The organism is Stenotrophomonas sp. STEN225, assembly GCF_056756445.1.
In genome coordinates, this window is record NZ_JBRRBV010000005.1 from 93,046 (window position 1) to 113,604 (window position 20,559).

The 20,559-nt window shown below is 66.4% G+C and carries 16 protein-coding genes; 9 read left to right on the forward strand and 7 right to left on the reverse strand.

All coding sequences use genetic code 11. The features are described from left to right. Positions 1 to 61 precede the first annotated feature (61 nt). Entirely contained in the window at positions 62 to 913 is an 852-nt protein-coding gene (locus ACVOJ1_RS06860) for a LysR family transcriptional regulator (protein ID WP_065175330.1), read from the reverse strand. Between the two features lie 112 nt (positions 914 to 1,025). On the opposite strand from ACVOJ1_RS06860, the gene ACVOJ1_RS06865 reads away from it, so the two are divergent. From ACVOJ1_RS06865 to betT, 4 genes are all read left to right on the forward strand, one after another. Then, the gene (locus ACVOJ1_RS06865; RefSeq protein ID WP_053517832.1) at positions 1,026 to 1,379 is read left to right on the forward strand and encodes an SMR family transporter; all 354 of its coding nucleotides are present in this window, start codon (positions 1,026 to 1,028) and stop codon (positions 1,377 to 1,379) included. Further along, positions 1,379 to 1,699 (forward strand): DMT family transporter, encoded by a 321-nt coding sequence (locus ACVOJ1_RS06870; protein ID WP_065175236.1) that lies wholly within the window; start codon positions 1,379 to 1,381, stop codon positions 1,697 to 1,699. Before ACVOJ1_RS06865 ends, ACVOJ1_RS06870 begins: the two co-directional genes overlap by 1 nt. Positions 1,700 to 1,765: 66 nt before the next feature. Then, complete coding sequence (locus tag ACVOJ1_RS06875; RefSeq protein WP_193395901.1) at positions 1,766 to 2,146, forward strand: VOC family protein; 381 nt, start codon at positions 1,766 to 1,768, stop codon at positions 2,144 to 2,146. Positions 2,147 to 2,283: 137 nt separating this feature from the next. Continuing rightward, positions 2,284 to 4,263 (forward strand): choline BCCT transporter BetT, encoded by a 1,980-nt coding sequence (gene betT, locus ACVOJ1_RS06880; RefSeq protein ID WP_180875304.1) that lies wholly within the window; start codon positions 2,284 to 2,286, stop codon positions 4,261 to 4,263. 127 nt (positions 4,264 to 4,390) lie between these two features. On the opposite strand, the gene ACVOJ1_RS06885 is transcribed toward betT, so the two are convergent. Beyond that, positions 4,391 to 7,018 (reverse strand): TonB-dependent receptor, encoded by a 2,628-nt coding sequence (locus tag ACVOJ1_RS06885; RefSeq protein WP_346480187.1) that lies wholly within the window; start codon positions 7,016 to 7,018, stop codon positions 4,391 to 4,393. 201 nt (positions 7,019 to 7,219) lie between these two features. After that, positions 7,220 to 8,197: a zinc-binding dehydrogenase gene (locus ACVOJ1_RS06890; protein ID WP_346480188.1), complete on the reverse strand. Its 978-nt coding sequence runs from the start codon at positions 8,195 to 8,197 to the stop codon at positions 7,220 to 7,222. A gap of 432 nt (positions 8,198 to 8,629) precedes the next feature. Here ACVOJ1_RS06890 and ACVOJ1_RS06895 point away from each other — a divergent pair, with 432 nt between their 5' ends. From ACVOJ1_RS06895 to ACVOJ1_RS06910, 4 genes are all read left to right on the forward strand, one after another. Continuing rightward, positions 8,630 to 10,993 carry a ribonucleoside-diphosphate reductase subunit alpha gene (locus tag ACVOJ1_RS06895; protein WP_193395897.1) on the forward strand — a complete coding sequence of 788 codons (2,364 nt, stop codon included), beginning with the start codon at positions 8,630 to 8,632 and terminating at the stop codon, positions 10,991 to 10,993. Between the two features lie 109 nt (positions 10,994 to 11,102). Next, complete coding sequence (locus ACVOJ1_RS06900; RefSeq protein WP_346480189.1) at positions 11,103 to 12,143, forward strand: ribonucleotide-diphosphate reductase subunit beta; 1,041 nt, start codon at positions 11,103 to 11,105, stop codon at positions 12,141 to 12,143. A 13-nt stretch (positions 12,144 to 12,156) separates the two neighbouring features. After that, positions 12,157 to 12,636 (forward strand): flavodoxin, encoded by a 480-nt coding sequence (locus tag ACVOJ1_RS06905; protein ID WP_253118617.1) that lies wholly within the window; start codon positions 12,157 to 12,159, stop codon positions 12,634 to 12,636. Continuing rightward, positions 12,608 to 12,934, forward strand: coding sequence for a thioredoxin family protein (locus ACVOJ1_RS06910; RefSeq protein ID WP_053517820.1), 327 nt, complete (start codon positions 12,608 to 12,610; stop codon positions 12,932 to 12,934). The genes ACVOJ1_RS06905 and ACVOJ1_RS06910 overlap by 29 nt, the downstream gene beginning before the upstream one ends. 66 nt (positions 12,935 to 13,000) lie before the next feature. On the opposite strand, the gene ACVOJ1_RS06915 is transcribed toward ACVOJ1_RS06910, so the two are convergent. Then, entirely contained in the window at positions 13,001 to 14,332 is a 1,332-nt protein-coding gene (locus tag ACVOJ1_RS06915; protein ID WP_346480190.1) for an Nramp family divalent metal transporter, read from the reverse strand. Positions 14,333 to 14,448: 116 nt separating this feature from the next. Here ACVOJ1_RS06915 and mntR point away from each other — a divergent pair, with 116 nt between their 5' ends. Then, on the forward strand, positions 14,449 to 14,913 hold the full coding sequence (gene mntR / locus ACVOJ1_RS06920) for a manganese-binding transcriptional regulator MntR (RefSeq protein ID WP_111185914.1): 465 nt from the start codon (positions 14,449 to 14,451) through the stop codon (positions 14,911 to 14,913). 115 nt (positions 14,914 to 15,028) lie between these two features. Here the strand turns inward: mntR and ACVOJ1_RS06925 are convergent, their stop codons facing one another. From ACVOJ1_RS06925 to ACVOJ1_RS06935, 3 genes are all read right to left on the reverse strand, one after another. Next, positions 15,029 to 15,577, reverse strand: coding sequence for a thioredoxin-like domain-containing protein (locus ACVOJ1_RS06925; RefSeq protein ID WP_164152555.1), 549 nt, complete (start codon positions 15,575 to 15,577; stop codon positions 15,029 to 15,031). Next, positions 15,567 to 17,723 (reverse strand): TonB-dependent receptor plug domain-containing protein, encoded by a 2,157-nt coding sequence (locus ACVOJ1_RS06930; protein ID WP_346480191.1) that lies wholly within the window; start codon positions 17,721 to 17,723, stop codon positions 15,567 to 15,569. Before ACVOJ1_RS06930 ends, ACVOJ1_RS06925 begins: the two co-directional genes overlap by 11 nt. A gap of 237 nt (positions 17,724 to 17,960) precedes the next feature. Then, the gene (locus ACVOJ1_RS06935; RefSeq protein ID WP_346480192.1) at positions 17,961 to 20,345 is read right to left on the reverse strand and encodes an autotransporter family protein; all 2,385 of its coding nucleotides are present in this window, start codon (positions 20,343 to 20,345) and stop codon (positions 17,961 to 17,963) included. Positions 20,346 to 20,559: the final 214 nt, after the last annotated feature.

The following is a 20,559-nucleotide window of genomic DNA, read 5'->3' on the forward strand; positions in this document are numbered from 1 at the left end:
AGCCCATGCGCGGCTGCGGTTGCAACAACCTTGATACATCCCGGGCCGATACGGCCCGGCGCTACCGCAGCGCGTCGGCCCACCACAGTGCGGCCGGCCCGGGCGGCGTGTCGCGTCGCCATACCAGGTCGCTGTGGATGCGCCGCGGCCAACCGGGCAGGGCCAGTTCCACCAGGTGTCCGCGGTCGTAGCGCTGCACCAGCGCTCTCGGGAGTTCGGCCCAGCCGATGCCTTCCTCGGCCATTTCCATCACCATCAGGTAGTCCGATGCGGTCCAGGCCGGGCCGGCGACGGCACGCGCGTGATCGACCTGTGCGCTCAAGCGAATCTGCCGATGGCGGGCAAGCTGCGGTGCGGCGCGCGCACCGGCCGCGGCCAGTGCGTGTCCGTGCGCGACATACACCGCCAGCTCGCTGTGATGGGCCAGGGGCTGTGCGATCACTGCATCCGGATAGCGCTCCTGGCGAGGCAGCAGGCCCAGTCCGGCGCGGCCGCTGCCGACCAGTTCCAGCACATCGTGCCCTTCAGCGTCGAGCCACTCCAGTTCGATTTCGGGAAAGGCTTCAGCGAAACGCTGCAGCACCTGTTGCGCCGGGTCCAGCTGGTAAACATCGGAGAACACCACCGTCAGCCGGGGTTCGACAGGTGCAGCCAGGCGCACGCTCAGCTGCTGCAGGCGCGCATCGGCAGCCAGGATTTCCTGGGCATGGCCCAGCACCTGCCGCCCCGGGTCGGTAAGCTGCGGATAGCGCCCGCTGCGGTCGAACAGGGATACGCCCAGATCGGCTTCCAGATGGGCGATGGCGGTGCTGACCGTCGATTGCGTCTTGCGCAGGCGCCGCGCGGCAGCCGAGAAGGAGCCCAGTGCGGCAGCCTCGACGAACGCCTGCAGGGATTCAGGAGAGTAGGGCATCGATCCATCGCTCATATCGATGGATTCCATTTTTGATCCATCGTAAATGGCGATGATACTGGACACCATCGCCCCTGTCAGCGGGCGCTGTGAATCCTGCTGGAGTTTTCCCATGACCCGTCGTGTTCCCGCCCCAGGCCCCCTGATTGCCTGGGCCTGCCTGACCGTGGCGATCGTCGCCGAAGTGGTCGGCACGTCCTTCATGGCCCATGCCGCCCGCGCCGGTGGCTGGACCGGCTACCTGGTGATGGCCGGGGCGCTGGCGTTGTCCTATTACTTCCTGGCGCTGTCGGTACGGCGCATCGCGGTCGGCGTTGCGTACGCGGTGTGGGAGGGGCTGGGGCTGACCCTGCTGACCCTGGTCGGCATTGCGGTGTTCGGCGAGAGCCTGTCGATGCAGCAGCTGGCCGGCCTGCTGCTGGCGGTGGCCGGCATTGTCTGCGTCACCCTTGGGGAGGCGCACTGATGAACACAACGGCACTGTTCTTCGTGATCTGTTCTGCACTGATCGACGTCGCGGCAAACATGATGGTGGCCAAGTCTGAAGGCTTCCGCCGCTGGCAATGGGGTGTCGCTGCCGTCGTCATGGTCTGGATCGCCTTCGCGCTGCTGGGCCAGGCAGTACGCCACCTGGACCTGGCCACGGCCTATGCGCTGTGGGGTGCCATCGGCGTGATCGGCACCGCTGCCTGCGGGCGCCTGCTGTTCGGCAATCGCCTGCGGCCCATCGGCTGGATCGGCATTGCACTGGTGACGGGGGCGGTGCTTCTGCTCAGTACCGCATGAGCGGCGACGATTGCAGACCGGAGCGCGCTGTCCGACACTGCGGTTTTTCCGCAACGGAGTGCCGCCATGTTCAGCCACATCACCGTCGGTTCCAATGATCTTGCGGTCTCGCGCCGCTTCTACGACGCATTGTTCGCAGCCATCGGCGGCCGACCGGGCATCACCGATGAAGATGGAAGACTGGTCTACGTCAAGGACGGGCGGATGTTCATCGTGACCCCGCCCATCGATGGCCAGCCGGCGTGCCACGCCAATGGCGGTACGATTGGTTTCGCGCTGGAGACTCCGCAGGCGGTGCACGCCTGGCAGGAGGCAGGCATCGCCCACGGCGGCAGCGCCATCGAAGATCCACCGGGCGTACGCCACAAGGCCGGGCGGCAGCTGTACCTGGCCTACCTGCGCGACCCTGATGGCAACAAGTTGTGCGCCGTGCACGTGATGCGCTGAACTTCGCGGCGCGCGCGTGATACCACGCGCGTGCTGTCCCTGTGCTGTCATCGCGCGACAGCACTTCATCCTGCGTCCACCGCCGTTCAGCCAGAATCCGCCGGCTCACTCTTTGATCGACCGGAGAACGCCGCCCCGTGGAAGCCCTGGAGCCGCAACAATCCCCGGTGCGCACCCTGCGGCCTGTATTCGCCTTCGCGGCGATCATCGTCGTGGCGTTCGCGCTGTTCGTCAGCCTCTATCCAATCGGTGCCGGTCGCCTGCTGCTCAGCGCACAGGACTGGGCGGCACTCAACGTTGGCTGGTACTACCTGCTGGCGATGACCCTCTATCTGGTGTTCGTGGTCGGCGTGGCGCTGTCCAAGTATGGTGGCATCAAGCTCGGTGCCGACCATGACGAGCCCGAGTTCAGCTATCTCTCCTGGGCGGGCATGCTGTTCGCCGCGGGTATCAGCATCACCCTGTTCTTCTTCTGTGTCTCCGAGCCGCTGACCCATTACCTGCAGCCGCCGCAGGGCGATCCCGCCGCCGGTGAGGCCGGCGCGCGCCAGGCCATGCAACTGCTGTTCCTGCACTGGGGCCTGCATGGCTGGGGCGTGTTCGCGCTGGCGGCAATGGCCATGGCCTACTTCGCCTATCGCCACAACCTGCCGTTGGCGCTGCGCTCGGCGCTGTATCCGCTGATCGGCAAGCGCATCAACGGCCCGATCGGCTACACCGTGGACGCGCTGGGCATTGTCGCCACCGTGTTCGGCATCGGCGCCGACATGGGCTTCGGTGTCCTGCACCTCAACGCCGGGTTGTCGCACCTGTTCGACATCCCGCACTCGAACTTCGTGCAGATCGTCCTGGTCGCCAGCATGATGGGGGCGGCGGTGGCCGTGGCAGTGTCCGGCGTGGAGAAGGGGGTCCGCTGGATGGCCAACATCAACATGCTGCTGGCGATCGCGCTGGTGCTGTTCATGCTGTTCGCCGGGCCCACCCAGTACCTGTTCGGCACGCTGATGCAGAATCTGGGCGACTATCTTGGCAGCGTGGTCGGCAAGAGCTTTGACGTGTACGCCTATGGCGGACGGCCGGCATGGCTGGGCGGCTGGACGGTGTTCTACTGGGCCTGGTGGATCGGCTGGGCGCCGTTCGTCGGCCTGTTCATCGCCCGCATCTCGCGCGGACGTACCATCCGCGAATTCGTGTTCGGCGTGCTGCTGATTCCGCTCGGCTTCACCCTGGCCTGGTTGTCGATCTTCGGCAACAGCGCGCTGGACCAGGTGCTGCACCATGGCCAGCAGCAGCTGGCACAGCTGGCCGTGGATGACCCACCGACCGTGCTGTACGCATTGCTTGATGGTTATCCGTGGAGCCGCACGGTGATCGCGGTGACCGTGCTGGTCAGCTTCATCTTTTTCGTGACATCGGCCGATTCGGGCGCGGTGGTGCTGTCCACGCTGTCGTCGCACGGCGGCGCTCCGGAAGACGATGGCCCGCGCTGGCTGCGCGTGTTCTGGGGCACGGTGATCGCCGTGCTCACCGCAGGCCTGCTGCTGGCGGGCAGCATCGATGCGTTGAAGTCGGCGGTGGTGCTGGCGTCACTGCCATTCTCGGCGGTGCTGCTGCTGATGATGTGGGGCCTCACCCGGGCGTTCAGCGATGAGTCGCACCGCAAGCGCGCGCTGCAGTACCGGCCATCGCCGCTGATCGGCGACGATCGCCACCACCAGGGCTGGCGCCAGCGGCTTGCGCAGGCCATGCACTTCCCGGTGCGCGACCAGGTCTACCGCTTCATGGATGACACGGTGAAACCGGCGATGGAAGCCGTGGCCGAGCAGCTGCGCGAACAGGGCTGGGACGTACATACCCGCATCGAAGCCGGCGACATGGAACTTTCGGTCAACCATGGCGAGCAGCAGGACTTCCTGTATCGGGTGATCCTCCGCGGCTACCTGACGCCGTCGTTCGCCGCCCAGCAGCTGCGCAACCAGCGCTACTACCGCGCCGAAGTGCATCTGTTCGAAGGCAGCCAGGATTACGACCTGGTCGGATACAGCCGCAAGCAGATCATCAACGACATCATCAGCCAGTACGAGCGGCACCTGCAGTTCCTGCACCTGAGCCGGTGATGCACGACCGCTGCGATGGGTGCGGACCGTTGGTCCGCGCACTCCGTGGAGCCGAGCCCACGCTCGGCTCCATCAAGCCGGTAAAGCAGCCGGGCATGGGCTCGGCGCTACATGTGCAGTTTCCGCATCAGAACCGGTAGCGTGCCCCCACCGTGACGAACTGGCCGCGCAGGTTGTACTGGCTGATGTCGAAGCCGTTGGAGCCGCCCGCCGGGTCGAATGGCGGGTCCTTGTCGGTCAGGTTCAGCACCGACAGCGACAGCGTGGTGTTGGGAATGCCTTCGTACGCCACGTACAGGTCCAGCTGGTGATAGGGCTTGACGCGATCGCGCAGGCCCGGGTTGCTGGTGGCCGTCGCTACCCGCTGGTCGTAGCCGCTGACATATTGCAGGCTCAGCGTGCTGTTCCAGTCGCCCACCGCCCAGTTCAGTGACGTGGTGCCGCGGGTGCGCGGCAGCGCGCCGTGGCGGTTGTTGCCCGCGCCGTCATAGGGCGCCTGACCGGCTACCAGGGGCTGCTTGAAGCTGAGCAGATGGGTCCAGCTGCCGGCGAGGGTGAGGTTGCCCCAGCCGTCGGTGCGGAAGGTGCGGCTGGCCTCCAGGTCGAGACCGGACGTGGTCAGCTCCCCCTGGTTGGCATACTGGTTGGTGATGAACTGGATGCGGCCCTGCGCATCGCGCTGGACCCGGCCCGGGAACAGGGCGGGATTGTCGACGATGAACTGTGCGCTGTCGGGCTTGACCAGGTTGTCCTGCTCGATGCGGTACCAGTCCAGGCCGATGCTGCTGTCAGCGTCCGGCGACCACACCGCGCCAACGTTGAGATTGCGCGAGCGCTCGGCCTTCAGGTCGGGATTGCCGGTGCGGATGTTGGTGACACCGCGGCTGCCACCGGGCTGCAACGGGTCGAGCGGGTCGATCACCGATCCGTAGCTGACCGTCTGTCCGGGTGCGATTTCCGGCAGCGAGGGGGCGCGGAAACCGCGCGAGAACGAACCGCGCAGCAGCAGGCTGTCCAGCGGCTGCCAGCGCAGCGCGAACTTCGGCGAGAACGCCTTGCCGAAGTCGTCGTAGCGGTCGCCGCGTCCGGCGACCTGCAGTTCCAATGTGCGATGCAACGGTACGCTGAACTCGGCGTAGGCGGCGCTGACCTGCCGCTCGCCATCGACCACGTTGATCGCGGGCCGCAGCTCCGTTCCGGACAGCACCTGCGCACTTGTCCGTGCATCCAGCGATTCCTTGCGGAACTCCGCGCCCCAGGCGAAGCCGACCGCGCCGGCCGGCAGCTCCCACAGCGACGTCGATGCCTTGAGGTTCAGAGAGTGCAGCTGGTACCAGCCCGGGCGCTTGGTCTGCAGGCGCAGCGCGTCAAGCGCGGCCGGCGTGCTGGCCGGGTCGAGGAAGTTGTAGCTGCCATCGCGCAGGATCTGCTCGAATGCGTAGCGGTTGATGAAGTTGTCCACGTACTCGCGCTGCTCGCTCTGCGAGGTCAGCGCGGCGACCTCCCAGTCCCAGCGCTCGCCCTGGCCACGCACGCCGGCCAATGCACGGTAGAACACCTGCGTGTTGTCCTTCAGGCGCGGGCCGAGATCGAAGAACGTGTACTCGAAGGGCAGGGGAGCGCTGCCCGGGTTGTTCGGATGCCCGACCGGCAGCACTGCCGGAATGTCGAGCAGGGTGCCGGTGGCGGGGTTGTAGGCGCGCAGGCCCGGGCCGACGGTCAGTGGCGCGCTGAAGATCTGGTCGGCCGTGTTGTGGCTGTAGAGCACGTCGGCGAAGGCTTCGACGTTGTCGCTGAAGCGGTAGGTCGCGCTCAGCGAGGCCTGCAGGCGTTCGGCACCGGGCTGCAGGGTCTTGAACGGCTGCGCATTGAACGCGCAGGCCTGGCCGGGCAGGCTGCTGCCGAAGTCGCTGTAGGGCCGCAGCTGGCTGCCCTCGGGGCAGGGCGAGAATGGCTGCGGCGCGCGCGGGTTCGCCAGCCAGTTGCCACCGGCAGTGGACCAGCCGGCCAGGCGACCACCGGGCTTGTCGCGGAAATCGCCGCTGCGGGTATAGGCGCGCTGGTCGGCGTCGAGCCGATCGCGCTTGAGCAGGTCCAGCCCGAACAGCACGTTCCAGCCCTGCTGTTCGAGGTCGCCGAAACCGGCCAGCAGATTGGCCTTGCGTTCGTCGAGGCCGCCCTGGGTGGCCGTACCGAAGCCGCCGCCCACTTCCACGCCCTGGAAGTTCCTGCGCAGGATGATGTTGATGACACCGGCGATGGCATCGGAGCCATACACCGCCGAGGCGCCGTCCTTCAGTACTTCAATGCGTTCGACCGCGCTGATCGGCAGCGCATTGAGATCGACGAAGGTGTCCTGGGTATTGAGGGCGAAACCGAAGTTGGCTACCCGATAGCCGTTGACCAGCACCAGAGTGTTCTTCGGCGACAGCCCGCGCAGGCCGATCGACGCCGAGCCCGCCGCGAAGCTGCCGGTGTACTGCTCGTCGAAGCTGTTGCCGGCATTGGCCGACAGGTTGCGCAGCACATCGGTCAACGTGCTGCGACCGGTCTGTTCGATCTGTTCACGGCTGACGATCTGCACCGGGTTGGGGCCGGCGGTGTCGCTGCGCTTGATGTTGGATCCGGTCACCAGCACGGTGCCGAGCGTGGTGCTGTCCTTGCCGGTATCGGTGGTTTCAGCAGCGCCGGCAGCGCCGGCGGTAAGTCCCAGCGCGATGGCGCCGGCAAGCAGGTTCAGGGTGGTGCGGTACATGGAAGCGACAACGCCGGACAGAAGAGGAGCCGCCAGTACCGCATGCGCTCGCCTGCGCCTTCCAATGACGAAAGCGCATTCAGTTATACATCACAGGTTCTTAACGAGTGACTGGCCTTGTTATCGACCGGTGCTGCGCGTTCCTCTCAGGGGTCAGATCCCTTTCCAACGGAAAGGGATCTGACCCCGGTTGGCCGACCGTCAAGGCCGCAAGAGCACCTTGCCGTTGCGGCCGGAACCTGCGCCGGCCTTGACCGCCGCGGCGATATCATCGAGTGCGAACACCTGTTCCACCGGCAGCGTCAGTTCGCCGCCGGCTGCACGCTGCAGCAGTTCGCCCACCAGCCGTCGCTTGTCGTCCACCGCCATCGCCTGGCTGACCTTGCTGCCCCAGAAGCCTTTCACGGTGGCTTCCTTGTAGATCAGGCCTCCGGCGGGGATGCGCATGGGCTCGCCGCTCATCACGCCGAAGGACACCAGCGTGCCGTGGTGGCCGAGCAGGTCGACCAGGTCACCGCTGGCGTCGCCGCCGATGGAATCCACGGCGGCCGCCGCCTGCGCTTCACCGGTCACTGCACGCACGCGGTCCTTCCAGCCGTCCACCGAGGTATCGAATACATGATCGATGCCGAGCGCCTGCAGCTGCGCGACTGCATCGGCGTTGCGCACCAGGTTGGCCACATGGACACCACGTGCCCGCGCCAGCATCGCCAGCGACTTGCCGACCGCGCCATTGGCGGTGTTCTGCACGATCCATTGGCCTGGCTCGACACGCAGGAATTCCAGCAGCATCAGCGCACTGAGCGGCATGGCAATCAGCTGCGCAGCGGTCTCGTCGGGGATCGATTCGGGCATCGGAATCACCATCCGTGCCGGCGCGATGAATGCTTCGGCCCAGGTGCCGTGCACCGAGGCGGCAGCGACACGCTGACCGACCCGAAGGCCTTCGACGCCGTCGCCAACCGCGTCGACCACGCCCAGTGCCTCGCTGCCACCGATCGCCGGCAGCGTCGGCTTGTAGCCATACAGGCCGCGCACGGTCAGCAGATCGTGGTTGTGGATGGAGGCGAGCACGGTACGGATGCGCACCTCGCCAGGACCAGGTTCAGGCAGGGCGGCCTCGGCGACGGCAAGGACGTCGGACGGGTCGCCGAAGGAGGAGTACTGGGCAGCGCGCATGGGGGATGTTCCGCGGAATGTGGAGGTTGTATCGAAGTGGGGATGCGTGCGGCGTCGACAAGGCGGCGCAGACGCAACACGGCATCCTGCGACGGTTCGTCGCGGAGGGCGCTATTTACTGCATCTTGTGTTGACGATATCCATCATCCCCACTATGTTGGGGCCGTCACTCCCGGTCAGCCGCCGCCGCCGGACGATGCAAGACACGTCCCGCGGCCCGCCCCTGAAGGCTTGCCGTGTCGACGCGGCCGCCCTCGTGCGGACTCAGGTCGCCCCCACGGCCCGGATACCGGCCGCAGGCGCAGGCGCTTGCCGACGACCTGGTGTTCCCGCGCTTTGGCATCCCACCCGATCGCCCCGTGCGCCGGTATCGCGTGCAGGGCCGCCATGGCATCGGCGCAATCGTGCGTGCGAGCCTGGAGACGCAGGACCATGACTGAATACACCTACCGCGCGGCCGATCCGGCCGGCGCCGGCGACGCCCTGCGCGCCGGTGGCGAGCGCGTGCCGACCTGGATCACCAAGGAGGCCGGCAACCGACGCCTGCCGTTCGACGCCGGGCGCCTGCAGCGCAGCATCGACGCCATCCATGCCGAGTTCCCGCAGCTGGACGTAGCCGACTACCGCCGCGTGGTACAGGCGATGGTTGAGCGCAAGCCCAGCATCAGTGCCGACGACCTGGTGGACCTGCTGATCCGCGAGGCGGAATCCCGTGTGGACCTGGTCGCGCCGGACTGGGAGCGGTTCGCCGCCCGCATCTACCTGCGCCGCCTGTACAAGCGCGCCAGCCGCAACCGCTTCTACGATGTCAGCCTGAAGTACGGCTCGTACGTAGGCCTGCAGGAGAGCCTGGCCGACCGTGGCGTCTACAGCAATGACATCCTGCGCTGCTACTCGAAGGAGGAGCTGCAGCAGGCCGGAGAGATGATCGATCCCGACCGCGACCGTCTGTTCGCGTACAACGGCCTGTACCTGCTGGCGACGCGCTACCTGGCCAGCGACCGCAGCCGCGAGGTGTATGAGTTGCCGCAGGAGCGCTGGCTGACCATCGCCCTGTACCTCATGCAGGAGGAGAAGCCGCGTGAGCGGCGGATGCAGCTGGTCGGCGAGGCCTACTGGGCGCTGTCGAACCTGTACATGACGGTGGCCACGCCGACGCTGGCCAACGCCGGCAAGGTCGGTGGACAGCTGTCCAGCTGCTTCATCGATACAGTGGACGACAGCCTGCAGGGCATCTATGACTCCAATACGGACATTGCCCGCGTGTCCAAGCACGGCGGGGGTGTGGGCGCCTACCTGGGCTACGTGCGCAGCAGCGGTGCACCGATCCGTGGTGTGCCCAACTCGTCCGGCGGCGTAGTGCCCTGGATCAAGCAGCTCAACAACACCGCGGTATCGGTCGATCAGCTCGGCCAGCGCAAAGGCGCGGTAGCGGTATACCTGGACATCTGGCACCGCGACATCGAGGCCTTCCTCGATCTGCGCCTGAACAACGGCGACCAGCGCCTGCGCGCGCATGATGTGTTCACGTCGGTCTGCGTCCCCGATCTGTTCATGGAGGCGGTCGAGCGTCGGGCCGACTGGTACCTGTTCGACCCGCATGAGGTAAAGCAGGCCAAGGGCTGGTACCTGCAGGACTTCTACGATGAGACGCGCGGTGCGGGCAGCTTCCGCGACCGCTACGCGGAGCTGGTGGCCGACGAGCGCATCAGCCGGCGCACCGTGCGCGCGATCGATCTGTTCAAGCGCATCATGCTCAGCCAGCTGGAGACCGGCAATCCATTCCTGTTCTACCGCGATGAAGTCAATCGCAGGAACCCGAACAAGCACGCGGGCATGGTCTATTCCAGCAACCTGTGCACGGAGATCCTGCAGAACATGAGCCCGACGCGGATGATCCAGGAGATCGTCAGCGGCGACCAGATCGTCACCACCCGCCGCGCCGGCGATTTCGTGGTGTGCAACCTGTCCTCGATCAATCTTGGACGGGCGGTCACCGCGCCGGACGATCTGCTGGCGAAGGACGTGCTGGAACGGCTGATCCCGATCCAGGTGCGCATGCTGGACAATGTGATCGATCTCAATGCCTTGCCGGTGCCGCAGGCCACGATCACCAACCGCAAGTACCGGGCCATCGGCCTGGGCACGTTCGGCTGGCATCACCTGCTGGCGCAGCAGGCGATCCCGTGGGAATCGCCGGAGGCCGAGGCGCTGGCCGACCGCCTGTACGAACGCATCAACTTCCTGACCATCCAGGCCAGTGCCGAACTGGCGAAAGAGAAGGGCCACTATCCGATGTTCGCCGGCAGCGACTGGCACACCGGCCGCTACTTCAGCGACCGCGATTACCGTGATGCGGCCTGGCAGGGCCTGGCGCGTGAGGTGGCCCGCCATGGTCTGCGCAATGGCTGGCTGCTGGCGGTCGCGCCGAACATGAGCACCGCCCAGATCGCCGGTTCCACTGCCTCGATCGATCCCATCTACAGCGCGTTCTACTACGAGGAGAAGAAGGACTTCCGACGGCCGGTCGCGGCCCCCGGGCTGTCGCTGGAGACCTGGCCGTACTACGAGAAGGGCGCCTACAAGGTGGACCAGTTCGCCAGCGTCCGGCAGAACGCCCGGCGCCAGCGCCATGTGGACCAGTCGATCAGCTTCAACCTGTATGTGCCCAGCACCATCCGTGCGAGCACGTTGCTGGAGCTGCACCTGAGCGCATGGCGCGCGGGACTGAAGACCACCTACTACGTGCGCTCCAACGACATCGACATCAGCGAATGCGAGTGGTGCTCGAGCTGATCGCTGCGCCCCAGCCGCGGTAGCGCCGGGCCATGCCCGGCGAGCGCACCGCGCGGCCACCGTACATTCCGCCGGGCACGGCCCGGCGCCATCCTCAGCAGGTAACACCATGGCAACGCCGCTTGACCGCATCAAGATCCTTGAACCACGCCATCCCAACCGCAGCACCGGCATCATCAACGGCCGCACCAGCGGCATACTGAACTGGAACGACATTCCGTACCCCTCGTTCTATCGGGCGTACAAGGAACTGTCGACCAACTTCTGGATCCCCGACGAAGTGGACATGAAGCTGGACGCACGCCAGTACGGTGAACTGTCCGGACGCGAGAAGAACGCCTACGACTCGATCATCGGCCTGCTGGCCACGCTCGATTCGCCGCAGACCCGGTTCATCTACAACGTCGCCGAGTACATCACCGATCCGGCCGCGCATGCCAATGCGGCGATCATCGGCCAGCAGGAAGTGATACATAACGAAAGCTACAGCTATGTGCTGGCGTCGATCACCGATCTGCCCAACCAGAACCGGGTGTTCGAACTGGCCCGCACGCATCCGACCATCATCAGCCGCAACGCGCCGATCATGCAGGCGTACGACGACTTCATGCGCGACAAGACCGCCGAGACGCTGCTGAGGTCGCTGATCCAGTCGTCGATCCTGGAGGGCATCAACTTCTATTCCGGCTTCGCCTACTTCTACAACCTGGTGCGGCAGAACCGCATGACCGGCACCGGCAAGATCATCAGCTTCATCAACCGCGACGAGCTGGCCCATACCAAGTTCATCAGCGAGGTGATCCGGGCCATCGTCGGCGAGAATCCGGAACTGCAGACCAACGAGCTGACTGCCTACGTACACGATGCATTCGAGCACGCCATCACCCTGGAGACGCAATGGTCGTCGGAAGTGCTGGATGGCATCGACGGCATCGATGTGGACGAGATGGTGCGCTATGTGAAGTACCGCGCCAACAAGATGGCCGGCATGCTGGGCATCGAGCGGCTGTACAGCGATACGACCGACAATGTGATGCCGTGGATCAAGGCCTACGCCGACAACTTCACCGAAACCAAGACCGACTTCTTCGAGATGCGCAATGCAAGTTACAAGAAGACCAACGTCGACAACGGCTTCGACGATCTCTGAGCGGGGGCCGGCGCTGGGCATCCTGATTGTGGTCGCCTCGCTCAGTGGCAATACCCGGGAGCTGGGGCGTCAGATCGCCGAGCGGTGTCGCGCGGCGGGTCACGCGGTGCATTGGCAGGAGGCCGACGACCTGCGCCAGCCGGCTCCGCTGGCGGCCGATGAAGCCGACCTCGTGCTGCTGGGCAGCTGGACCGACAACGCCGGGCGCACACCGGCGGAGATGAAGGCGTGGGTGGCCGGCATTGCTGGGCAGGGTCAGTGGCCGCGACAGGTGGCGGTGTTCGGCACCGGCGAGACACAGTGGGGCCAGGAGTACTACTGCGGCGCCGTGCACCGCCTGATCCGCTACTTCCACAGCAGCTACCCGCCGCTGGAGATTGAACAGATGCCGCACGGCGAACGCCACGCCGCCGCCATCGACGCCTGGACCGACGCAGTCCTGGCCCATTACCGGAGTACCACCGATGCAGATCATCGACGCCACCACGCCTGAGCAGCTCCAGCAGCTGTTGGCCGAACATCCCCGGGTCCTGGTGGATTTCCACAAGGACCAGTGCCCGGGCTGCCGGATGCTGGAGATGTCCCTGCAGCGTGTCGCCAGCAGCGGCGCGGGGCAGGGCATGACCCTGCTGCGGGTGCAGCTGGAAGTGCTGGGTGAAACCTTCTTCAGGGAGCTGGGGCTGCGCCAGACACCAACGCTTGCGCTGTTCCGTGACGGCAACGAACGCATCCGCCTGGCCGGATTCCAGTCGCCACAGCAGATCGAGGCTGCCATCGCCCTGCATCTGTAGAGCGGGGCCACGCTCGACAGCGCTGCACGCGTGCGTCGAGCATGGCCCGGTGGCGGCCCTCGGCCGTCAGGCGGCGGCGAAGGTGTCGACCAGCAGCTTCACATTCAATGCCACGATCACCAGCGCGATCAACCAGGCGATCGTACCCAGCCACCGCGGCGCCACCAGTGCGCCCATGGTCACCTTGTCGGTCACGATCCGCACCAGCGGAATGATCGCGAACGGCAGCTGCATCGACAGCACCACCTGGCTCAGCACCAGCAGCTTCACCGCGCCCTGGTCGCCGAACAGCACGATCACCACCACCACCGGAATGATCGCCAGCGCCCGGGTCAGCAGCCGCCGCAGCCAGGGCGGCAGGCGAAGGCGCAGGAAGCCCTCCATCACGATCTGCCCGGCCAGCGTTGCGGTCACCGTGGAATTCAGGCCCGATGCCAGCAGTGCCACCGCGAACAGCGTCGCCGCGGCGCCCACGCCCAGCATCGGTGCCAGCAGCTGATGCGCCTGCTCGATGTCTTCCACGTCGAAGCGACCGTTGGCATGGAACACGGCTGCGGCCAGGATCAGGATGCTGGCATTGATGAACAGTGCCAGCGTCAGGGCCAGCGTGCTGTCGGTCACCGCCCAGCGCAGCGCGCTGCGGCGACCCTCGTCGGTACGCGGATACGCTCGGGTCTGCACGATGGACGAGTGGAGGTACAGGTTGTGCGGCATGACCGTGGCGCCGATGATGCCGATCGCGATGTACAGGGCGTGCGGATCGGTGACCACCTGTGCGCGTGGAATGAAGCCGCCAAGCACCGCCATGACAGGCGGCGCGGCCATCGCGATCTGGACCACGAAGCAGGCGAAGATCACCATCAGCAGCGCGATGACGAAGGCCTCCAGCGCGCGGAAGCCGCGGTTCATCAGCAGCAGCACCAGCAGCGTGTCCAGCGCGGTGATCACTGCACCCCACAGCAGCGGCAGGTCGAACAGCAGCTTCAGTGCGATGGCGGTGCCGATCACCTCGGCCAGGTCGCAGGCGATGATGGCGGCCTCGCACAGCCCCCACAGGGCCAGATTGACCGGCTTCGGGTAGCGCGCGCGACAGGCCTGGGCCAGGTCCAGCCCGGTGGCGATACCCAGCCGCGCCGAGAGCGCCTGCAGGATCACCGCCATCAGATTGGACACGAGGATGACCGACAGCAGCAGGTAGCCGAAGCGTGAGCCGCCGGCCAGGTCGGTGGCCCAGTTGCCAGGGTCCATGTAGCCGACCGAGATCATGTAGCCCGGGCCGAGGAACGCCAGCAGGCGGAACCACCAGTGGCCCTTGTCGGGTACCGCCACCGAGGCATTGAGCGCACCCAGGCTGGCCGGGGCAGGGGCCGAAGGGTCATCGGGCGCCAGGGTGTTCATGCGCTTAATATAGCTACTGCTATATCCAATAGCAATGTGAAACAATCGTCTTTATCGCGTCACTGGTCCAGAATTCAGGTTCATTCCCGGACGACTTCGGCAGGACAGGCGCACGCGTGAGCAAGAGCGACGATTCGACATCGCCAAAGAATCCCCCCTTGATCGAGGCCGAGCGCCAGGTCGAGAGCTTCCGGCAGGTGCGCGAGGCGCACCGGATGGAACTGGTGGAGGACTATGTCGAGCTGATCTCGGACCTGCTGGCCGATGGCGGCGAGGCCCGCCAGGTCGACATCGCCACCCGCCTGGGGGTGGCGCAGCCGACGGTGGCGAAGATGCTGCGGCGGCTGGCCCGCGACGGCTGGGTCGTGCAGCGGCCCTATCGTGGTGTCTTTCTGACCGCCGAGGGCGAGGCGCTGGCCCATGCCAGTCGCCAGCGGCACCAGACGGTGGAGCGCTTCCTGTTGGCGTTGGGCGTGGATGCAGATACCGCCCGGCGCGATGCCGAAGGCATCGAGCATCATGTCAGCGAGCAGACGCTGGCGCTGTTCGAAGCATTCGTGCGCAAGGCCGAGGGCGGGTAGGGCCGGTGCCCGCGATCTGGGTGGCGGTAGCGCCGGGCCATGCCCGGCGGCTGCATGCGCTGGGAAGGAGGGGTAGCGCCGGGCCATGCCCGGCGGCCGTGGAAGGAGCCGCAGATCACTCAAGCGGCGGGCAGCGCGCCTGTTCCTGTGCGCATGCCCCTGCCTGCCACAGCTTCAGCACAGGCTGTAGACCCTCATAGCGCCGCCCATGCCACCCCTTCGCCAGCACGCGACCTTCCGCGTCGATCAGCACCAGATTGGGCGGCGCGGGGCCGGCCAGGGCCTGCAGCACCGGCATGCGCGCGGCCCTGCGCGGGTCCAGCACCGGCCACGGCATGTCCTGGCGGCGCATGTAGCGGCGCAGCGCGGCCTCGCTCTCATCCTGGCTGACGTACACCACCTCGGTGTCCGCACCGGCCTCGCGCAGTGCGTCACGCACGCTGCGCAGGGTCGGCACGAAGGCATGGCAGGGCGCGCACCAGTCCGCACCGAAGTAAAGCGCGATCAATCGCGGCGGCGGCGACCACTGCATCGGGCGCAGCGATCGCGCCTCTGGTCGCATCAGCGACGCCGAGACCTGCGCGTGCAGATTCTCTGCCGCGACCGGCGCGGCCAGCAGCGCGCTGCCGGCGCACAGCAGAACGCGCAGTGCTTCAGAACGCATAGCGCAGGCTGACATACCACGAGCGCGCGAAGCGGGGCCCGTAGACGTAGTCGCTGTCGCGCAGCGCGCCGGCTTCAAGATCCTTCTGCCGCTGGTCGAACACGTTCTTGACTCCGGCTGCCACGGACACCTCCTGTTCGGCGCCCACCCCGAGGTGGCGATGCCAGCGGGCACCCAGGTCGGTCACCCAGAAGGCACGGGTGCGGTGCAGTTCACCCAGCCGGTTGTTCAGCACCGGCATTGAACCGGTGTGGCGCAGCGCGATGAAGGTCTCCCACGGTTCTGAAGGCAACCAGCCGAGCTGGGCCAGCCCGGTCCAGCGAGGGGTCTTGAGGTAGTCGCGGCTGTCGATCACGGTGTCGCCGCCCTCGCCGGTGTCATCGAAGATGCGCTGGGGTTCGCGGAAGCGCGAGCGGTACCACGATGCGCCCGCGGTAAGACGCCATTGCGGCGAGGGTTGCCAGCCCAGATTGGTTTCCATGCCCAGTACGTCCGAGCCCGAGGCGTTGTAGCGCAGCTGGCCGAGCCGGCCATCGGCGCCGCGCAGGATCTCGCCCAGCGCAAAGGTGTCACGGATGCGCGCGTAGGAGGCGGTGGCGTCCCACGTCCACACCGGCTCGGCCGGATCCGAACGCCAGTCGAAGCCGAGCAGGGTGGTCAGCGCACGTTCCTCCTTCAGGCCGTCGGCATTGCGCACGCGCACCTGCTCGCCACCGAGCGTGTCCACATGCACATCCTCGACGAAGATTTCCGGTGCGCGGAACCCGCTGGCAATGCCCGCCCGCCACTTCAGGTTCTCCGTGACCTGCCAGGCCAGGGCGACACGCGGTGAGAGCACCGCGTTGTCCAGTTCGGAACTCTTGTCCACGCGCGCGCCGATCACCAGGTCGATGTCCTCGCGCAGGCTCCATTCGTCCTGCACGAAGGCGCCCAGGTTGTGGAAGCTGGCGTCCTCCAGCACGGCCAGGCGCTGGCCGTCACCGGTCCGGTTGTCGTCGCGCAGGCGCTCGTGCTTGTACTGCACGCCGAACGCCAGGGCATGCGCGCCCAGCCGCCAGTTCAACTGGCTGTCGAGGTAATGCAGCGGATTGTGCGTGCGTCCGTATTGCCGCCAGGAGCGCGAGGCGGCGCTGCCGGCCACGGTGGGGTCCAGCTCGGAGGGATCGTATCCGGCTGCCGACGGGTCGGTGACCACATCGCCGAGACCGCCATAGAAGCTGTCGCGATCGATGTCGGCGAAGGCATAGGCGAGGCGGAAGTCGATGTCCGGGCTTACGTCCTGGTCCCAGGACACGCTGCCACGCCGGTACGTGGTGTCGAGCGATTCTGCGATGTTGGCCAGATACTCCGGCTGGTCAAGGCGGTTGCCGCCGCGCCGGCTTTCATCGGTGACCTGCACGTCCACGCGCAGCCGTGTTCCCGGTGTGGGCGCATACCACGCCTGCAGTCCACCGACCTTGAGATCCTTGCGCGTGATCTCGGTGTAGTCATCACCGTTGTAGTCGATGCCCCTGTTCCAGTTGCGCTGGGCGATCACCGACAGCCCGGCATCGACCTGCGCGGCAACCAGATCCAGCCGGACATCTGCATTCTTCTGCGGCGTGCCACGCAGCACATCCACGCCGGCCTGCACATGGCCACCACTGCGCGAGGGCAGCGGCGGAACCAGGTTGATCACGCCGGCCACCGCGCCGGGTCCATACAGCGCCGAGCCACCGCCCTTGACCACTTCGATGCGATCGACGAAGCCGGCGGGAATCTGCTCCAGGCCGTAGACGCTGCCCAGCGTGGACAGCAGCGGGATGCCGTCGAACAGCAGCTGGTTGTAGGCACCCGGCAGGCCCAGCAGCTGCACTTCACTGGTGTTGCAGTTCTGGCAGTTGCTTTCCACGCGCAGGCCATTGATCAGTTCGACCGCACGGGAGAAATCGGTGGCCGCACGCAGCGCGATGTCCTCCCTGCGCAGCACTTCGGTACGGATCGGCACATCGGCAAGCAGGCGCTCGCTGCGCGTGGCGGTACTGACCTTGACCTGCACCCGGTCCAGCTGCGTGGGCGAGGGCGTGCCGGCTAGTACCGGGGTCGACAGGGCAAAGAAGATGGCGGTGGCCAGCGGAAGGTGGCACGGCGGCACGGCGTGGGGCATGGAGGCGTCGTCCTTGGGGAAGAGAGCGGCGAGGGCGACCTGGCGGGCGCACATGAAAGCAAACGCTCATAGATATAGCAATGGCTATATCAGGCGCGGCGCTGCTTTCATCTGGACGGCGCAGGGGCCTCATCAGGAACGACGGTGTTATAACATTACAATAGACGACGTCACCCCTGCCGGATGTCATATCCGGCAGGGGTGTTCAGGCGCGGGTTCCGGGCGGGACGCCGGGTGTCACCAGGCGGCGCGCAGGCCGACCTGTGCACCGTGGTTGCGATAGCCGCTGTCGCCGCGCTGCACGCGCAGGTCGCCCCAGGCACTCCAGCGTTGCCCCAGCTGCAGCTGCGCGCCCGCCTGCATTTCGTAGCGGCTGTCGGGTGTCTTCGCGCTCAACAGCTCTTCATTGAAGCGCATCGAGGGATCTCGCTGGCCGCGCAGCCAGTTGACCGCCAGGAAGGGTTGCACGCGATTGCCGCGCAGGGTGCTCTGTCCAAACAGACGCACACCCAGCCGACTGTTCAGCCCGATGCTGCGGCCATCCTCGACCCGTGTTCCGTTGTCCTCAACTACGCTGTCACTGTCGTAGTCGGTCCAGGTCAGCTGTGCCTGCGGCTGCAGGTACAGAGTACTGGCCTCGCGGGTGCGGATCGCCCACGCGTAGCCGAGCTCCAGCGACGCGCTGCGGACGTCCGCATCGTAGGTTTCCGCTGCAATGCCCTCGCCCTGCACATCATTGTCGAAGCGGGCAGCCTGCACCCAGCCGTCCACGTACAGGCCGCCGCTGCTCTGTGCATCCTGCACCCAGCCCAGGTACACGCCTGCCGATTTGCCCTTGATCCTGCCGCGGGTGCCATAGCCGGACAGCATGGAGACTGCGCGGGTGGTGGCGTCGCCGGTGCCGAGCATCACGCCCACCTGGCCGCGCCCGTCGCTCCAGCGCCACAGATCGCTGCCCAGCTGCAGGACGTTGAGATGCGTGCGGGCATCGACCTGGCCGGCAATGCTGGCCCGCAGCTGGTCGCGACCCGCGCGGACCCAGGTTCCAATGCGCGCACGATCGAAGCCCGGTTCGCCGCGATCGTGGCGGCGTACCTGGAACATCTGCTCGGCCGCGATCTGGTTGGCCAGATAGGCGCCCGGCTCCGGGCGCAGCACGGGTTCGGGATCGGGGTCAGGATCGGGGTCGGGAGGAGGAATCACCGGATCCTCCGGATCGCACTCCGGCAGGGAAGGATTGATATCGCATGGATTGCCCGTGTAGGCCGAGGTCAGGTACCAGTTGCCGTTGGCCGTCGTGGCCGAGCCTTTGTGCAGGAAGTACTCGTACATGCCGCCGATGGCGCGGCCCTGCAGCGCGAAGCTGCCGTTGCTGGCGCCATCGACCTGGACCAGCAGGATGCCGTCGACCGTCTGCGCGCCACCGCCCGCGACGTTGTTGACAATGACGTTGGTGGCGCCGCTGGTGGCGCCGGTTACATGCAGGCGCGAACTGGCGGCGTCGTCGCCGGCCAGCACGGTGTTGAAATGCAGGGTGCCGCCGTTGCCGGTGTAATCGCCATTGACGGTCAACTGCGGATACGCCGCCTGACCCTCCGCGCCGAGCAGGATGTGGCTGTCCGCGCCGAGGGTGAGGTTGCCGGTGCTGCTGTCGCCGGACAGCGTCCAGCGTCCGCCCTGGTCGACGATCACCTCGGCCGGGCCGGTGATCTGTCCGGTCAGCACCAGCCCATCGAGGAAGCGCAGGGTCGTGCTGGCGGTATCGGCGATGACGAAGTTGCCGTTGAGGGTGGACGTGCGAGCCGTGAAGTCCAGTGCCATGTCGGGATCGACGTCAACCAGATTGCCGTTGCCACCGATGAGCGTTGCGCCGTTCTGGACGGTGAGGCGCGCCAGATCGGGAGCACGGCCAAGCTCCATTCTCACCTTGACGGCGGGACCGGTGGTGCCCTCCACGCGTGATCCATCCACCAGTACATGCCAGTCCGCAGGGTCCGCATAGGGGGGTTGGTTCACTCTGGAATTTCCCAGTAGCAGGCCGATGTCGCTGCCGATGGCGGCGGAGCCATCACGCAGCTCGATCGAGCCGGCCAGGCTGCGCATGCCGATGGCTCCGGAGAAGGTAGAGCGCTCGGCAACGATGGTGCCGCCCCCACTGGCCTGAGCACCAATGGCGGCACCCGACACCTTGCTGTCGATGAACTGGACGAAGCTGAGAGGCTGAGGGGGGTTGGCGGTAACCAGCGCGCCGGTTGAAAAGCCGAAGCCGTTGGCATCCGTATTGACGATCTCCGACCTGAGGAAGCGGCCCTGCGAGTTGGCCATCGATGCTCCCGCTCCCGACACATTGCTGGTAATGGTCGTGTCCGTCGCATTGACGACGCCCCCCTGGCTGGCGTCCACGCGACCCACACTGACGCCATTGAGGTTCAATGTTCCGCGGACGAGAAAATCACGGCCCTCATAGGGGCTTCCCGGGTCCACCGTCAGCGTGGTGCCGGCCGGGACCGAAACTGACTGGGCATGACCTGTCTGCGGCACGCCGACGCAGGCCGCCAGGGCCAACGCAAGCGGAGCGACCTGCGCGGGCAGGGCGCGTGAAGCGGACTTCATCGTGTACATGGCGTCTCTCCAATGCATTGGATGGGGCCCGTCCCCACAGGCCGTAGGCAACACTCTGCGGGGCGACGGCCTGCAGAGCCATGCAACTCGTCCAGAAGACTGCGGCGGCGTCCATCCAGCTGTGGAGGGCCTATTCAGCTGCGGAGCTCGCGCATGCTGGATAGTCCTGCTGAAGTGAAAACGGCATGAAGCCCCTGTCGAAGCGAGGCGAACC

What these genes read in the sequence shown, in the direction of transcription:
- ACVOJ1_RS06860 (WP_065175330.1), bottom strand. Translation starts at nt 913, where the DNA reads ATGCCCTACTCTCCTGAATCCCTGCAGGCGTTCGTCGAGGCTGCCGCA.
- ACVOJ1_RS06865 (WP_053517832.1), top strand. Translation starts at nt 1,026, where the DNA reads ATGACCCGTCGTGTTCCCGCCCCAGGCCCCCTGATTGCCTGGGCCTGC.
- ACVOJ1_RS06870 (WP_065175236.1), top strand. Translation starts at nt 1,379, where the DNA reads ATGAACACAACGGCACTGTTCTTCGTGATCTGTTCTGCACTGATCGAC.
- ACVOJ1_RS06875 (WP_193395901.1), top strand. Translation starts at nt 1,766, where the DNA reads ATGTTCAGCCACATCACCGTCGGTTCCAATGATCTTGCGGTCTCGCGC.
- ACVOJ1_RS06885 (WP_346480187.1), bottom strand. Translation starts at nt 7,018, where the DNA reads ATGTACCGCACCACCCTGAACCTGCTTGCCGGCGCCATCGCGCTGGGA.
- ACVOJ1_RS06890 (WP_346480188.1), bottom strand. Translation starts at nt 8,197, where the DNA reads ATGCGCGCTGCCCAGTACTCCTCCTTCGGCGACCCGTCCGACGTCCTT.
- ACVOJ1_RS06895 (WP_193395897.1), top strand. Translation starts at nt 8,630, where the DNA reads ATGACTGAATACACCTACCGCGCGGCCGATCCGGCCGGCGCCGGCGAC.
- ACVOJ1_RS06900 (WP_346480189.1), top strand. Translation starts at nt 11,103, where the DNA reads ATGGCAACGCCGCTTGACCGCATCAAGATCCTTGAACCACGCCATCCC.
- ACVOJ1_RS06910 (WP_053517820.1), top strand. Translation starts at nt 12,608, where the DNA reads ATGCAGATCATCGACGCCACCACGCCTGAGCAGCTCCAGCAGCTGTTG.
- ACVOJ1_RS06915 (WP_346480190.1), bottom strand. Translation starts at nt 14,332, where the DNA reads ATGAACACCCTGGCGCCCGATGACCCTTCGGCCCCTGCCCCGGCCAGC.
- ACVOJ1_RS06925 (WP_164152555.1), bottom strand. Translation starts at nt 15,577, where the DNA reads ATGCGTTCTGAAGCACTGCGCGTTCTGCTGTGCGCCGGCAGCGCGCTG.
- ACVOJ1_RS06930 (WP_346480191.1), bottom strand. Translation starts at nt 17,723, where the DNA reads ATGCCCCACGCCGTGCCGCCGTGCCACCTTCCGCTGGCCACCGCCATC.
- ACVOJ1_RS06935 (WP_346480192.1), bottom strand. Translation starts at nt 20,345, where the DNA reads ATGTACACGATGAAGTCCGCTTCACGCGCCCTGCCCGCGCAGGTCGCT.